General features: G+C 63.6%; 14 protein-coding genes. 10 read left to right on the forward strand and 4 right to left on the reverse strand.

What is annotated here, in order from left to right; genetic code table 11:
• Window positions 1-82: 82 nt before the first annotated feature.
• Complete coding sequence (locus G5134_RS11480) at window positions 83-622, reverse strand: metal-dependent hydrolase (RefSeq protein WP_279972039.1); 540 nt, start codon at window positions 620-622, stop codon at window positions 83-85.
• A gap of 280 nt (window positions 623-902) precedes the next feature.
• Between G5134_RS11480 and G5134_RS11485 the strand changes: the two genes are divergently transcribed.
• The 4 genes from G5134_RS11485 (at window position 903) to G5134_RS11500 (ending at window position 3,577) form a co-directional block, all read left to right on the forward strand.
• Entirely contained in the window at window positions 903-1,196 is a 294-nt protein-coding gene (locus G5134_RS11485) for a helix-turn-helix domain-containing protein (RefSeq protein WP_041202615.1), read from the forward strand.
• Window positions 1,180-2,496: a HipA domain-containing protein gene (locus tag G5134_RS11490; RefSeq protein WP_017765666.1), complete on the forward strand. Its 1,317-nt coding sequence runs from the start codon at window positions 1,180-1,182 to the stop codon at window positions 2,494-2,496. Before G5134_RS11485 ends, G5134_RS11490 begins: the two co-directional genes overlap by 17 nt.
• Before the next feature lie 98 nt (window positions 2,497-2,594).
• The gene (locus tag G5134_RS11495) at window positions 2,595-2,837 is read left to right on the forward strand and encodes a DUF3297 family protein (protein WP_005302916.1); all 243 of its coding nucleotides are present in this window, start codon (window positions 2,595-2,597) and stop codon (window positions 2,835-2,837) included.
• Between the two features lie 197 nt (window positions 2,838-3,034).
• Window positions 3,035-3,577 (forward strand): beta/gamma crystallin-related protein, encoded by a 543-nt coding sequence (locus tag G5134_RS11500; RefSeq protein WP_065016966.1) that lies wholly within the window; start codon window positions 3,035-3,037, stop codon window positions 3,575-3,577.
• 69 nt (window positions 3,578-3,646) lie between these two features.
• Here G5134_RS11500 and G5134_RS11505 read toward each other — a convergent pair whose 3' ends face one another.
• Window positions 3,647-4,090 (reverse strand): inhibitor of vertebrate lysozyme family protein, encoded by a 444-nt coding sequence (locus G5134_RS11505; protein WP_017765669.1) that lies wholly within the window; start codon window positions 4,088-4,090, stop codon window positions 3,647-3,649.
• 182 nt (window positions 4,091-4,272) lie between these two features.
• Window positions 4,273-5,484, reverse strand: coding sequence for a NupC/NupG family nucleoside CNT transporter (locus tag G5134_RS11510; protein WP_017765670.1), 1,212 nt, complete (start codon window positions 5,482-5,484; stop codon window positions 4,273-4,275).
• Window positions 5,485-5,966: 482 nt separating this feature from the next.
• Here G5134_RS11510 and G5134_RS11515 point away from each other — a divergent pair, with 482 nt between their 5' ends.
• The 6 genes from G5134_RS11515 to G5134_RS11540 all read left to right on the forward strand — a co-directional run bounded on the left by G5134_RS11515 (window position 5,967) and on the right by G5134_RS11540 (window position 12,850).
• Window positions 5,967-7,121, forward strand: coding sequence for an ElyC/SanA/YdcF family protein (locus tag G5134_RS11515; RefSeq protein ID WP_197495579.1), 1,155 nt, complete (start codon window positions 5,967-5,969; stop codon window positions 7,119-7,121).
• A gap of 372 nt (window positions 7,122-7,493) precedes the next feature.
• Entirely contained in the window at window positions 7,494-8,468 is a 975-nt protein-coding gene (gene tauA / locus G5134_RS11520; protein WP_065016964.1) for a taurine ABC transporter substrate-binding protein, read from the forward strand.
• 23 nt (window positions 8,469-8,491) lie between these two features.
• Window positions 8,492-9,259, forward strand: a complete 768-nt coding sequence (gene tauB, locus G5134_RS11525; protein WP_065016963.1) for a taurine ABC transporter ATP-binding subunit — start codon at window positions 8,492-8,494, stop codon at window positions 9,257-9,259.
• Complete coding sequence (gene tauC / locus G5134_RS11530) at window positions 9,256-10,086, forward strand: taurine ABC transporter permease TauC (protein WP_065016962.1); 831 nt, start codon at window positions 9,256-9,258, stop codon at window positions 10,084-10,086. Before tauB ends, tauC begins: the two co-directional genes overlap by 4 nt.
• Window positions 10,083-10,937, forward strand: coding sequence for a taurine dioxygenase (gene tauD / locus G5134_RS11535; protein ID WP_065016961.1), 855 nt, complete (start codon window positions 10,083-10,085; stop codon window positions 10,935-10,937). The genes tauC and tauD overlap by 4 nt, the downstream gene beginning before the upstream one ends.
• A 233-nt stretch (window positions 10,938-11,170) precedes the next feature.
• A complete protein-coding gene (locus G5134_RS11540; RefSeq protein ID WP_421232017.1) occupies window positions 11,171-12,850 on the forward strand; it encodes an alpha/beta hydrolase in 1,680 nt (559 codons plus the stop codon).
• A gap of 113 nt (window positions 12,851-12,963) precedes the next feature.
• Here G5134_RS11540 and G5134_RS11545 read toward each other — a convergent pair whose 3' ends face one another.
• Window positions 12,964-14,325 carry an MFS transporter gene (locus G5134_RS11545; RefSeq protein ID WP_017783241.1) on the reverse strand — a complete coding sequence of 454 codons (1,362 nt, stop codon included), beginning with the start codon at window positions 14,323-14,325 and terminating at the stop codon, window positions 12,964-12,966.
• Between the last annotated feature and the right edge of the window lie 143 nt (window positions 14,326-14,468).

A 14,468-nucleotide genomic window follows, 5' to 3' on the forward strand; every position in this document is an offset into this window, starting at 1 on the left:
GTTTTGTTATCCGGTTTGAAGCCGTATGACCACTCCCTTTTGTGGGCAACTGTCAGGTGAATACCATCTCCATACATAACAATTAATACCTATCTCCCCATCCCCACACCCGCCATCCCATCAATCCCAGCATCAATACAACCCCCGGCAGCCAGACCCAGTAGAGTTCGGAGAGGATCACCGCCTCACCTCGGGCGGTGAAATAGGCCTCCAGCTTGAAGGGGGCGACCCGGATCACCTGCCAGGGGGCAAAGAAACGCTCGTCACGCCACGGCCAGAGCCAGCCCACCCCTTTGCCGCCGGTGGTGAGGGAATCGAGCAGGCTGTGGGAGAGCAGAGAAACCAGCAGAAACGACCAGACGGTAGCAGCGCTGGCCCGAAATTGGCGGTGAAACAGCATGGCCAGGGTAGGCAGGACAAAGGCGAACAGCAGGGAGTGGGTAAAGCCGCGGTGACCAAAGACATGGCCGTAGGCAACCCCCAGTTTGAAGGCGAGCACATCTGCATCGGGCAGCATGGCGATGGCAACCCCCGCCAGCAGCAGACGCGGCGGAATGATCCGGCTGCCCAGCCCGAGTCCAAGGCAGAGAGGAACGGCAGCGTGAGTGACCATGGTGGGCATAGAATAAAGCTCCAACTGAAGACGTAAGCCTACCCTACCCCCGCTCGGTGAAGTGAAGGTGAAGTGCAATGCGGCTCTGCACACAACATCCTCCCGGCCCCTCTATCATCTCCCAGACCCTCCCTAACCACCTTTTCTGTTCTAAAAGGTGAACACTTCTACACTTTTTTATCGAAAACAACGCTGAGACTATAAAAAGTGCACCATCGTACACTTTTTGTTGCTGTTTGCTCTTACCATGAGCTAAGGTGTAACAACCTACACTTTTTCCGTGATCATGATGACAGATACACCGTTGCCAACCGGCACGAAAGAACTGGATCCCGCCTCGCTGGGACTGGCGATACGGGAGAGACGCAAAGCAGCCAAGATGACCCAAGAGGTGACGGCCTCACTGTGCGGCATCTCCAAGAAAACCCTGATCAAGATTGAAAAAGGGGGGGATGTCTACCTCTCGACCCTGCTGCAGGTGATGAAGGCGCTGGGACTGAGGTTGCAACTGGTGCAAGAAGCGGGATCACAGGTAATGAGCAGCTACAGCCAACCAGAGGTCGGTGATGATGAATGGTTCTGAGCACCATCGGCTGGAACTTCGGCTGGGTAATCAGCTGATCGGCCATCTCGAATATGACTCCAACCGGGATTCGTTTCAGCTCGGCTATCTGCCAGAGTGGCAAGCGCGCGGATTCCCACTCTCACCGCCACTGGCGTTGGATGGCTCGGCCAGCAGCGCTCAGATCCGGGCGTATCTCGGCAACTTACTGCCAGAAAATCGCGGGCTGGATCATCTGATTGAGGTACTCTCCGTTTCGCGCAGCAATCTCTTTGCCCTGATCCACGGTATCGGCCGCGATGTATCCGGGGCTGTCACCTTCACCCTACCCGCAGAGCCCGACATTCCCACCCGGTTTCGCCCCATCACACCAGAGGAGTTGATGCTGCGCCTCGATCAACCCGAGATTTGGCCACTGGAAGTCTGGGATGGCCGCCCCCGACTCTCGGTTGCGGGTGTGCAGGCCAAACTCAACCTGCTGCGACTCGAGGGGAGGCTAGGATTTGGCGAAGGTGAACTCTGTTCAACCCACCTCCTCAAGTTCGAGCATCACCCTCATCTGGTGATCAATGAATTTGTAACCATGCAGCTGGCCGCACAGCTTAGCATGCCGGTGGCGCGGGTCGAACTGCATACTGTGGGTCAGGGTGAGAAGTCCCACAGAAGCTTGCTGGTGGAACGGTTCGACCGTCGTCTTGATGAGGATGGCATGAGGGTCCGCCGTCGCCACATGATCGATGCCTGTCAGGGGCTGGGGTTCCCCGTCGCCCGAAAATATGAACGCAACTTCGGTGATGGTCGGGACGTGGCCCATATTCGGGAAGGGGTGAGCCTACCACGGCTGTTCAGCCTTAGCGCTCTCTGCGTCAATCCAGCGCAGGCCAGACTGGACATGCTGCAATGGCTGCTCTTCAACCTCTGCGTCAACAATCACGATGCCCACGGCAAGAACTACAGCTTCTTCGTATCAAAAGCAGGGCTGACGCCCACCCCTTGGTACGATCTGGTCAATGTGGGGCTTTACCCCGAGTTCAACCAGCATCTGGCCATGGCCATAGGCGACGAATTTGCTCCCGAGGCGATCAACGCATGGCAGTTGCTGGAAATGGCCGAGGCATGTGACCTGCCCGAACGCCTACTGCAACAGACCTTGCAGAAGATAGCCAGCGACATCCTCCACCATTTGGATGCCGCTATAGCCATGGTCGAGACAGACCATCCCGCCGAGCTGGATTATCTGGCACGCTATAAAGATGACGTTGAGCGCCGTTGCCACCATTTTCAGGAGCAGGCGGGGCTGTTGCCCGAACTGCAGCTATAGCCAAACCTTGCCCACCCCCATGGGACGTAACCCAGCCTTGAGCCCATGACGGGCATTGCCTACAATGACCCACTTTTTATCACACTCAGGTAAATAAAATGAGCGACAACAAACCTGCCCTGCCCGACCGTCTGGCGGCCAACCCGCGCAGCCCGCACCATGTGGCAGAGTGCTTCCAGCACGAGATCGGCATTCGCGTGAACGGCAAGGAGCGCACCAATGTCGAGGAGTACTGCATCAGCGAAGGTTGGGTGAAGATCCCCTCCCCCAAGGCCAAGGATCGCTATGGCAACCCCATGCTGATCACCGTCAAGGGCACCGTTGAGGCCTTCTACGCCTAAGCCGCCCTGACCGCGCGCCCCGCCGGGCCCGCCGCCATGCTGTTCAGAACACCGGCCTTGCGCCGGTGTTCTGCTTTGGGCCCTGCATCTTTGTGTCGATGGCGGGCAAAGAGTGTCGCAGCGGGCGCCGCCCCCACTTGCATCGGGCCTGCGTCTCGGCAATCCTTGCCGCCCCTTGAACTGGCATGATCTCATCCATGAACAAGCTGTTTGTCCTGCTGGCGCTGTTGACCCTGAGCACAGCGGCCCGCGCCGATATCCTTATCAATCCCCAGATCGTGGTGAACGGCCAGAGCCAGGGTGGCGGGCGTATCCACATCTGTACCCTGACCCCCTTCAACAGCGTCTATGCCGATGCGGGGCGCAGCGAATGGCTGGCGCGCCAGAAGGTGAGCCGCCGCTGCCAGCAGGGCCAAGGCAACAACAGCCTGTTTTGCGAACCTGCCAAGGCGAGCTGCCTGACAACCCGATTGGACGAAGGGGACGACGCCAGCACCCTGTTGGTGTTTGACGGCGCCCACCAGAGCGGCGACGCCCTGCGCATCGACCGGGATATTGCGGATCTCGGCCGCTACGGCTTTGCCAACCGCATCTCCTCCTTCACCGTGCCGGCTGGCTGGGTGGTGCGTTTCTTCGAGGAGACCGATTTTCGCGGTGGCTACTACACCCGCAAGGGCGGCGATCAGGAGGCAACCGACTTCAACAATCGCATCCGCTCGGTGCGGATCCTGAGCCGCTAACGCCCTGCCCCATCACCTCTTCGCCATAAAAAAACCTCTGCCCGGGCAGAGGTTTTTGCTTTTCGAGGCTTACTGCCAGTTGGGGTCGGCTTCAACCTGCTTCATCAGGGCGGCCTGCATCCCCTTGTCCGGCTGGCCGAGCCAGGTGTAGCGGGCGAACTTGGACGGGGTTTCGCGGGCGGCATCGCTATCCGGCAGGTCGATCAGCACGCCCCACACCCGTTTGGCCTTGGCATCCACCAGCAGCTGCATGTAGTGGCTGGCGCAGTCGTGAGGTTTGCAGACCGAACCGCTCTGATAGGGGGTGCCGGCCACGGCTTCGAGCGGGGAGCTGGTGCCGTTGCCGCTGCGCACCCACTTGGGCAGGTTCTTGATGCCCTGGGTCGCCTTGGCCCAGGTGGCCTTGAAGTCCGCCGACAGCAGCAGATCAGAGGTATAGGTGGCGGCGGCAAACGCCGGCGCGGCGCCGACCAGCAGCAGGGAGAGCGCCAATGCGCGAGAGAGACGGGTCATGGTGTGATTCCTTGTTATATGAATGCCTGAACGGGCGCGGACTGGCCGTGCGTCATCACGCTACCGCCTGCGCCCGCCCCTGTCGAGCCCACGCCGTGCCGAGGCGTCAGTGGCTGGCGCCAGATGAACGACACCCCGCCGCGCCAGTGGCGAGACGGGGTGTGCATGGAGGCAAGGGTCGCTTAGCCGAGGGAAGCGAACAGCCCCGCCAGGGTGGCGCTCATCAGGTTGGCCAGGGTCGCGGCCAGCACCGCCTTGAAGCCGAGGCTCGCCACGTCGTGGCGGCGCTCCGGCGCCATGGTGCCGATGGAGCCGAGCTGCACCGCAATGGAGCCCAGGTTGGCAAAACCACAGAGGGCGAAGGTGATGATGATCTGGGTGTGGGCGCTCAGATCCTGCTTGATGTTGGCAAAGTCCAGGTAGGCGACGAACTCGTTCATGATCACCTTCTGGCCGATGAGTGACCCTGCCGCCATCATCTCGCTGGCCGGCACGCCGATAAGCCAGGCCACCGGGGCAAACAGGTAACCCAGCAGCTGCTGCAGGGAGAGATCAGCCCAGCCGAACCACTCGCCCACCGTGGTGAGACCGGCGTTGATCATGGTGATCACGCTGACAAAGGCCAGCAGGATAGTACCGATGGCCACCGCGATCTTCATGCCGCTCATGGCGCCACCCGCCAAGGCGTCGATGGCATTGCTGTAGTCGCTCTTGTCGAGGGTGATCTCGGCCTGATCGTTCACCTGCTGCTGCTCAGGCACCAGCAGCTTGGCCATCAAGAGGCCCCCCGGCGCCGCCATAAAGGAGGCGGCGATCAGGTATTTCAGATCCACACCCAGCCCTGCGTAGCCACCGAGCACAGAGCCAGCCACTGAGGCCATGCCACAGGTCATCACCGCAAACAGCTCGGAGCGGGTCATGCCCGCCAGGAAGGGGCGGATCAGCAGCGGCGATTCACCCTGGGAGAGGAAGATGTTGCCGGTGGCCACCAGGGATTCGGCGCGGCTGGTGCCGAGCAGGCGGTGAATGCCGCCCCCCAGCACCCGGATCACCCACTGCATGATGCCGAAGTGATAGAGCACGGCGATCAGCGCGCTGATGAAGATCACCAGCGGCAGCACCCGCACGGCGAAGATGAAGCCGTTGCTGGCCAGATCGCCAAACACGAAGCGGATGCCGCTGTCGGCAAAGCCGAGCAGGGCGGAGACGCCGTTGCTCATGGCGCCGAGCATGATTTGACCGGGGGGGAAGTAGAGCACCAGGGCGGCAAAGCCGGTTTGCAGGGCGAGCGCCCCCAGCACGGTCCGCCAGCGGATGGCACGGCGGTTTTCACTGGCCAGCCAGGCGATAAACATCAGGGCCAGCATACCGACCAGACTCAATAACAGCGTCATCTTGCACCTATGAAGAGAGAAGTTTCATACGGCAAGTCTGCAGACAGGCATCGCAGGGAGCGGGCGGGAGAGGTGCCGACCCCGCGACACGCAGACCACAAACCTACAGGTTAGTGGCGGGTCCCATCCTGGGGTCATTCACGTTCCGGGTGACAGCGAGTATCGGGTGACGCCAACCAGAACGCAGGGAGCCGCGCGCCAGGTGGCAGGTCGGGCGGCGATGGTACAGTGATCGCCGTCACAGAAAAAGCGGTAAAACGATTGGCACCGTCAACTTTTTCACGGCCAAGGTCCCTTTCGCCGAAAACGCGGCAGGATTGCGCCACAACTGAGCCACTTCACAGGACAACCACACCTCGCTCCCCCCGAATAGGGCAAACACCGCCCCCTTCCCCGGATAACCGAAGCGGTTCACGTTTTTTCACGCCCCAACGCGGTACACTGACCAATCACCAAGTTTATGTTTTTATTGAAAAAGCCCCATGGTCCTGGAATGGCCTGGAGCCATCAACCTTCGGTGGAACGCCATCATGATGAAAAGAACCGCGATTGCCCTGACGCTGGCCGGCCTGCTGACACTGCCTGCCGTGCTCCCTTCCGAAGCCTGGGCTGCCCCGGTACGCTCCCTGCAAAAGGAGCAGAATTACGACCAGTACATCAGCAAGCGCCAGGTGGTGGATCAGCTGCTGGCGGACGCCTGGCAGATCTTCAAATCCCCCGCCCGCATCTCCACCGCCGGCTTCACCGCCAAGATGCCGAGCAACATGGAGCAGGTGACCGAGCTGCTGCTAGAGGCCTACCAGCTCGAGCCCTATCGCACCGACTTGCTCATCTCGGCGGCCAACGCCCAGATCTACAACGGCAACGTGGACAAGGCCATCGGTCTGTTCGAGCAGGCCCTCAGCACCGCGCCCGATGACATCGACCTGCTGACCTACCTCGCCACCTGGCAGACCTTCAAGCACAACGAGACCGCCGCCAAGGAGTATCAGAGCAAGCTGGCAACCCTCAACCCCGGCCGGGCGGCCGATCTGCAGCGCATCTTCGACACGGTCGATCGCGTCGTCGCCACCCCGCTCAAGGAGCAGGGTGAGCGCTCACCCAAGCCGGGCAACCGGGCCATCGTCACCCTGGGTTATGCCCTCAATCCCGACGGCTCCATGCACGACATCCTGCTGGGCCGGCTGGAAACCACCCGGGCGCTGGCCAAGGCCAACCCGGCGGCCCTCATCATCCTGACCGGCGGCGTGCCCCAGAACCGTCAGACCGAGGGCAAGCTGATGGCCGACTGGCTGGTGAAAAAGGGGATAGATCGCTCCCGCATCATCGAGGAGAACTACGCCACCAGCACGGTGGAGAACGCCCTCTACAGCGGCTATGCCCTCGCCCGCCATCAGATCGAGTACGCCACTCTGGTGAGCTCCGCCAGCCATGTGCGCCGGGGCCAGACATTGCTTGAGATCGCCTGCTGGCAGAGCGGGCCGGCCGGGATCCGGATAGACAGCGTCAGCTACCCCGACAAGCCACTCTCCGAACTTGCCAAGGTGAGCGACAGCGAGCTGCTCGGCATCTACCGCGACGCCCTGCGCACCTACGGGCTCTGGAGCTACCGCTCCGCCCCCCTGCTGGAGCGCTGAGTTCAGGCACGCCGCGCTCGCCCGGCCCGTTGCCAACGCGCGTCTTGCCTCAGCGGCATCCCCTGCCCCATACCAACCCGCCCAACCGGCGGGTTTTATTTTATCCGCCCAACAAGCCAAACCGGTTCGATATTCAATAAATGGGCAAGCATTGCCATATATGAATAGTCTTGCCGATATTTTCAGCATTTTTTCAACACCCATTGCCAGCCATCAAATATCGACTTGCCATATTGAGATATATGAATAAACGGATTTTATTGCCGTTCTTTTTCTAAGAATCATATTTCATCAGCCATATATTTTCGGTCTTTCCTCAGCGCCCCGATAAATGGGAAAACTGCCCCTTCATTCCCCCGATGGAGCAATATCATGACAGGAAAAGGACATTCCCTCTGGCTGGCGGCGCTCACCCTGCTCAGCCTGCAAGCCAGGGCCGTGGACGTTACTGTGGCCTACCAGACCTCTGCCGAACCGGCCAAGGTGGCCCAGGCCGACGACACCTTTGCCCGCAGCAGCGGCGCCACGGTGAAGTGGCTCAAGTTTGACAGCGGCGCCAGCGTGGTGCGGGCGCTCGCCTCCGGCGACGTGCAGATCGGCAACATTGGCTCCAGCCCGCTGGCGGTGGCCGTCAACCAGCAGGTGCCCATCGAGGTGTTCCTGCTCGCCTCCCAGCTCGGCAACTCGGAAGCGCTGGTGGTCAAGCCCGGGCTCACCTCCCCCGCAGCCCTGGCCGGCAAGCGCATCGCCGTGCCTTTTACCTCCACCACCCACTACAGCCTGCTGGCCGCGCTGCGGCACTGGGGAGTGGATCCGGCCAGCCTGCAGATCGTCAACTTGCAGCCGCCGGCCATCATCGCCGCCTGGCAGCGGGGTGACATCGATGGCGCCTATGTCTGGGCGCCGGCCCTCAACGAGCTGACCAAGGACGGCAAGGTACTGACCGACTCGGCCCAGGTGGGCGAGTGGGGCGCCCCCACCCTAGATGTCTGGGTGGTACGCAAGGCGTTCGCCAAGGCCCATCCCGAACTGGTACAGGCCTTCGTCGACAGCACCCTGGCGGCCCAGCGCGACTACCTGGCCAACCCCGACGGCTGGCTCGCCAAGCCGGACAACCTCGCCAAGCTGGCCAAACTGAGCGGCGTGCCGGCCAGCGACGTGCCCGCGCTGGTCAGGGGCAACAGCTACCTGAGCGCCAGCCAGCAGGGCGCCGAACTGGGGGAGCTGGTGAACCAGACCCTGGTGGACACCAGCCGCTTTCTCAAGGAGCAAGGCAAGGTACAGAGCGCCGGCAACGATTATCGCGACTACGTGACCGACCGCTTCGTCAAGGCTCACGCCCGCTAACCCCGCAAAACAAGGAGGCATGCATGCTGCAGCTCACCCACCTTTGCGCCGATTACGCCGGACGCAGAGTCCTCGACAACATCAACCTGACCCTGGATGCGGGCGAGCTGATGGTGGTGCTCGGCCCCTCCGGCTGCGGCAAAACCACCCTGCTCAACCTCATCGCCGGTTTTCAGAGCGCCCAGCAGGGCACCATCAGCCTGCAGGGGCGGCCGGTGCGCGGCCCCGGCGCCGAGCGAGGGGTGGTCTTTCAGCACGAGGGGCTGCTGCCCTGGCGCAACGTGCTGGACAACGTCGCCTTCGGGCTGCAGCTGGCCGGCGTGCCGCGCCGCGAACGCGAGGCCAGCGCGCTGGCCATGCTGAGCAAGGTGGGGCTGGAGGAGGCCCAGGCCAAGCCGGTCTGGCAGCTCTCCGGCGGTCAACGCCAGCGGGTCGGCATCGCCCGGGCGCTGGCCACCCAGCCGCAACTGCTGCTGCTCGACGAGCCCTTCGGCGCCCTCGACGCCTTTACCCGCGAGCAGATGCAGACCCTGCTGCTGCGCCTGTGGCACGAGCAGCGCCGGCAGGTGCTGCTCATCACCCACGACATCGAGGAGGCGGTGTTCATGGCCACCGAACTGGTGCTGCTCTCCCCGGCGCCGGGGCGAGTCATGGAGCGGCTGACCCTGGACTTCGGCCGCCGCTTCGCCGCTGGCGAGCCCTGCCGCAGCATCAAGTCGGATCCCGCCTTCATCGCGCAGCGCGAGTACGTGCTGGAGCGGGTCTTTGCCGAGCGGGAGGTGTTTGCATGAGCCTCACCCTCTCCCGTCCGCTCGACCCTGCCCGCCGGATACGCCTGCGCTGGCCGCTGCCGCGCCGGCTTGGGATAAGCCTGCTGACCCTCTGTGCCCTCCTGGCGCTCTGGTGGCTGGTGGCCCGGCTCGGGCTGATAAACCCGCTGTTCCTGCCGCCACCCGCCCAGGTGCTGCAACAGCTTGTCACCCTCGCCGGGCCGCAAGGCTTCATGGACGCCACCCTCTGGCAGCACCTCGCCGCCAGTTTGCAGCGCATCCTCATCGCCCTCGCGGCCGCCACCCTGTGCGGTGTGACGGTGGGTCTCGCCATGGGGCTCAGCCCCACCCTGCGCGGCATGCTTGACCCGCTGATCGAGCTCTACCGGCCGGTGCCGCCCCTTGCCTACCTGCCGCTGATGGTGATCTGGTTTGGCATCGGCGAAACCTCCAAGGTGCTGCTCATCTATCTGGCCATCTTCGCGCCGGTCGCCATGGCCACTCTGGCCGGGGTGCAGGGCGCCAGGCAGGTGCGTCTGCGGGCCGCCCGGGCGCTCGGCGCCAACCGCTGGCAGGTGCTCTGGTACGTCATCGTGCCCGGCGCCCTGCCGGACATGCTCACCGGGCTGCGCATCGGGCTCGGGGTCGGCTGGTCCACCCTGGTGGCAGCCGAGCTCATCGCCGCCACCCGCGGCGTGGGCTTTATGGTACAAGCCGCCGGCGAGTTTCTCGCCACCGACGTGGTGCTGGCGGGCATTCTGGTGATCGCCCTGATCGCCTTCACTCTGGAACTTGGTTTACGTGCGCTGCAGCGTCGCCTGACGCCGTGGCATGGAGAAGGACTATGAGCAATTCCCTGCATATCACCCCCCTTGGCCCCCACATCGGCGCCGAGATCAGCGGCCTCAGCCTGGCAGGGCCGCTCGATGAGGGTCAGTTCGCGCAGTTGCAGCAGGCCCTGCTGACCCATCAGGTGCTGTTCTTTCGGGATCAGCCCATCAATCCCCGCCAGCAGCGGGCGCTGGCCAACCGCTTCGGCGATCTGCACATTCACCCTGTCTATCCCCACGCGCCGGAGGCCGAGGAGATCATCGTGCTCGACACCCACGACGACAACCCGCCGGACAACGACAACTGGCACACCGACGTCACCTTCATCGAGACGCCGCCGGCCCTGGCAATTCTGGCCGCCAAGCAGCTGCCGCCGGTGGGGGGCGATACCCTGTGGGCCAGCGGCATCGCCGCCTTCGAGGGGCTCTCCCCCCGCCTGCAGCAGTTGCTGGCAGGGCTGGAAGCCGAGCACGACTTCACCAAGTCGTTCCCGGCCCATCGCCACAGCGCCAGCCCGGCCGAGTACCAGCGCTGGCAGGAGGCGGCGGCCCGTCACCCGCCGCTGCGCCACCCTGTCATCCGCACCCACCCCTTGAGCGGCCGGCAGGCACTGTTCGTCAATGAGGGCTTCACCACCCGCCTGCCCGATTTGCCGGCGCAAGAGAGCGAAGCGCTGCTCGCCTTCCTGTTTCGCCATGTCACCAAGCCCGAGTATCAGGTTCGCTGGCGCTGGCGGGAGCACGACATCGCCATCTGGGACAACCGGGTCACCCAGCATTACGCCAACGCCGACTATCTGCCGGCCCGACGAGTGATGCACCGGGCCACCGTGCTGGGGGACAAGCCGTTCTGGCGCGCGTCCGCGTAACGCCAGGACCTCCCCCTGCACCGACCGGTTGCGCCGCCGTTATTGATCCCGCATAAAATAACGGTGCGCGTTGCCGGTCATTATTTTCAAATAGATCAATGAGACCACCAGATATCACCAGAAATATGTAAATCGACACACCTTGCAATATTTCTATACAACTTCCGGCTGCCATCCGGTCGGCCCCTCCCCGTACTATTTCGGGGTTCAGGCTAGATAAATGGAAATAGACAATGAAATACTCGCTGCTCATGACCCTGCTGGCACCGGCATTGCTGGCAGGCTGCAATCTGGAAAAGAAAGAGGAGCCCTTCCAGGCTCGCCATATTCGCGCCGGCTATGACGCCGGCCAGGTCTGCCAACAGCTGCGCCAGGGCTGGCAGGAGGACGGCATCGCCATTCCCGCCAGTCAGGTCAGTTGCCACTACCTGACGGTGCCGCTCGATTACGACAAGGAGTGGGTCCAGATCAAGGAGACCAAGTGGGAGAAGCGCTCCGCTGCACGCGCCGGCAGTTCCCTCTTCGCCGACAACAGCCCCCGCTTCTCCTCCTGGTCGGACAAGCCCGTCCGACCCCATGTCAAACAGGAGACCCGCACGGTCAAGGGCGACACCCTGGATATCTTCTATCTGCACTATCGCGCCAGCGGCGACTATCGCGGCACCCTGTTCTACAACCCGGGCGGCCCCACCTCGGCCACCCCGGATCTTGGCCTCCTGCTCGACATGCTGCGCAGCGCCAATCCCGCCATCCTTGAGCACTACGACATCGTCACCCTGGATCCCCGCGGGGCCGGTTACAGCGCCCTCGGCCACGAACTGCGCAGCTGCCTGCTGACCGACAAGCAAGGCGTGCGGCCGGACATGACCCCGGCGCAGCTCGCCCAGCTGTTCGCCAGCCGGGACAAGGGCGCCCTGCCGGCGCTCCAGAGCAGGGCGGATCAGGGCAAGGCCTTCAGCACGGCCCTCTTGGAGCGCTGCGACGAGCCGTTGCGGCTACATGCGCCGCACCTGGGCTCGCGGGCCGTGGTCGAGGACATGGAGCGCCTGCGCCAGCACCTGGGGCGCGAGCGGATCACCCCCATCACCTTCTCCTACGGCACTCGCCTGGCGGCCCTCTATGCCGCCCGCTACCCGAGCCACGTGGCCAATCTGGTGGTCGACTCGCCGATGTCTCCCGCCGAGAGCCGCTACCCGGCCATCTTTCGCCGCGATGGCGAGAATGCCAACCGCATCCTGGCCTGGCGCTTCGGGGATCAGGCGCTGCAGCGCAGCATGGCGGTGACCCGCCAGGTGCGCGACAACGGCCGCTATGTGGACAATCAGGGCAATGTGCTCGACCGCGCCAGCTGGGTGGCGGTGCTGGGCGATGCCATCAGCGGCAGCCAGCGCGACGATCAGCTCACTTTCTGGCAGCAGGACGACGCCGGCCCCCTGCTGGCCCGCCTCGCCGGGCAGGACGATGACAACCCCTATCAGGAACTGCAGGAGATGCCCTTCTTCAGCGCCATCCACTGCACCGACAACAGCGAGCCCTATGGCTGGCAGGGGCTGGATCCGGAAGATGCCGCCTTCCAGGGGGCCGGTGCCCTGCTGCTGGCCAAAAGCTTCAACACCTGCGCCGACTGGCCTTATCCGCGCCAGCCCATCACCAGCTACGGCGCCGGCGAGATAAAGCTGCCGGATGATGCCAGGGCCCTGGTGCTCGGCGCCGAATACGATCCCAATACCCCCTTCACCGGCGCCCGCCAGATGCAGGCCGCCTTTGGCAGCGCCGCGCGAATGGTGCAGGTGACGCAGAGCAACCAGCATGGTCAGCTAAACAGCTCCCGCTGCGCCCGGGCGGCCCTCAGCACCCTGCTGCTGGGAGATGGCGCGAGCCTGCCCGCCGAGCAGCGCTGCCTGGCCGACTGAGCCCAGCCCTACCAAGCACAGCTGGGCACAATCCAGCTGAATACGGCCCAGCTGAGCACAGCCCAATAAAAAGCCCGCCGGATTGGCGGGCTTTTTCATGCTGGTCGGCGTCCTCAGGCGGCGACCAGCGACTCCAGATCGCGCCGGCTCAGGCGTTTGCTGTCCACCTTCACATAGACGGAGCGCTCCGAGGCGGCCAGCAGCACGTCGCTCACCCCCTCGCAGGCGCGGATCTTCTGCTCGAGCGCCGCGTCGGCCTCCACCCCTTCCGGCAGCACGATGCGCAGGCTGCTCACATAGGGGGGCTCGGCCATGGTGAGGCTGACCCCGAGCCAGACCAGCGCCAGCGCGGCGCAGCCGCCAAACACCAGGGCGCCGCCCCCCAGGCTGTAGAGCAGGCCGCCGAGGCTGCCGCCGATGGCCACCCCGATGAACTGGCTGGTGGAGTAGATCCCCATGGCGGTGCCCTTGTAGCCGGGGGGCGACTCCTTGCTGATAAGAGAAGGCAGCAGCGCCTCCATCACGTTGAAACCGATGAAGAAGATCTGCAGCCCGGCGAGCAGGCCCCACAGCTGCAGGCCGCTTTGCCAGAGCACCAGCTCGGCGATGAGCATCACCAGCACGCAGATCTGGAACACCCGCTTCATTTTTCTGCGTTTCTCGGCATAGATGATGAACGGCACCACGCTGACGAAGGCGATCAGCATGGTGACCAGATAAGCCTGCCACTGGCTGTCGCGGGGCAGGCCGGCGCGCTCCAGCAACGGTGGTAGCGCCACGAAGCTCGACATCAGCAGGGTGTGCACGCAGAGGATGCCGAAGTTGAGCTTGAGCAGGCGCGGGTTGGTCAACACGGTGCGCATCCCCCCCTTCACCATGCCGGACTCGCGATTGAGCAGGTGGCCGCTCGGGGTCGGCACCAGCCAGAGGGTGACGGCGATACCCGCCAGCGCCAGCAGGGCGATCAGCCAGAAGAGACCACTGAGCCCCAGCGCATGGGTGATGAGGGGGCCGGTCACCATGGCGATGGCGAAGGTGATGCCAAAGCTCACCCCGATGAAGGCCATCGCCTTGGTGCGGTTCTGCTCGCGGGTGAGATCCGACAAGAGCGCCATCACGGCGGCGGAGATGGCGCCGCTACCCTGCAGGGCACGGCCGAGGATCACGCCCCAGATGGAGTGGGTCAGCGCCGCGATCACGCTGCCAAGGGCAAACATCAGCAGGCCGCCGACGATGAGGGGCTTGCGGCCCACCTTGTCGGAGAGCAGACCGAACGGGATCTGGAACAGCGCCTGGGTCATGCCGTAGATGCCGATGGCCAGGCCAATCAGCGCCTCGGAGGCGCCAGCCAGCGACATGCCGTAGGTGGTCAGCACCGGCAGCACCATAAACATGCCGAGCATGCGCAACGAGAAGACGGAGCCGAGCGCCCAGGTGGCACGGCGCTCGCCCCTCGTCATGGTGAAATCATTCATGATGGCCTCGATAGGTCAGGAAAAAGGAAGACTCAAGGAGTGGCCGACACTGGGCTTGCCACACCCGACACAAGGGAAAAGTGCCCGACGGGGCGGCCCCATAATAACAGAGCCGGGAAGGTTCCCGGCTCTGGATTTCATGC

This window comes from Aeromonas sp. 600276 (genome assembly GCF_049175815.1).
Lineage (GTDB): Bacteria > Pseudomonadota > Gammaproteobacteria > Enterobacterales > Aeromonadaceae > Aeromonas > Aeromonas dhakensis.

Coding starts and splice junctions, on each gene's coding strand:
- tauB (WP_065016963.1), top strand. CDS start 8,492: ATGCTGCAGCTCACCCACCTTTGCGCCGATTACGCCGGACGCAGAGTC.
- G5134_RS11485 (WP_041202615.1), top strand. CDS start 903: ATGACAGATACACCGTTGCCAACCGGCACGAAAGAACTGGATCCCGCC.
- tauA (WP_065016964.1), top strand. CDS start 7,494: ATGACAGGAAAAGGACATTCCCTCTGGCTGGCGGCGCTCACCCTGCTC.
- G5134_RS11505 (WP_017765669.1), bottom strand. CDS start 4,090: ATGACCCGTCTCTCTCGCGCATTGGCGCTCTCCCTGCTGCTGGTCGGC.
- G5134_RS11500 (WP_065016966.1), top strand. CDS start 3,035: ATGAACAAGCTGTTTGTCCTGCTGGCGCTGTTGACCCTGAGCACAGCG.
- G5134_RS11510 (WP_017765670.1), bottom strand. CDS start 5,484: ATGACGCTGTTATTGAGTCTGGTCGGTATGCTGGCCCTGATGTTTATC.
- G5134_RS11490 (WP_017765666.1), top strand. CDS start 1,180: ATGATGAATGGTTCTGAGCACCATCGGCTGGAACTTCGGCTGGGTAAT.
- tauD (WP_065016961.1), top strand. CDS start 10,083: ATGAGCAATTCCCTGCATATCACCCCCCTTGGCCCCCACATCGGCGCC.
- G5134_RS11545 (WP_017783241.1), bottom strand. CDS start 14,325: ATGAATGATTTCACCATGACGAGGGGCGAGCGCCGTGCCACCTGGGCG.
- tauC (WP_065016962.1), top strand. CDS start 9,256: ATGAGCCTCACCCTCTCCCGTCCGCTCGACCCTGCCCGCCGGATACGC.
- G5134_RS11495 (WP_005302916.1), top strand. CDS start 2,595: ATGAGCGACAACAAACCTGCCCTGCCCGACCGTCTGGCGGCCAACCCG.
- G5134_RS11480 (WP_279972039.1), bottom strand. CDS start 622: ATGCCCACCATGGTCACTCACGCTGCCGTTCCTCTCTGCCTTGGACTC.
- G5134_RS11540 (WP_421232017.1), top strand. CDS start 11,171: ATGAAATACTCGCTGCTCATGACCCTGCTGGCACCGGCATTGCTGGCA.
- G5134_RS11515 (WP_197495579.1), top strand. CDS start 5,967: ATGGTCCTGGAATGGCCTGGAGCCATCAACCTTCGGTGGAACGCCATC.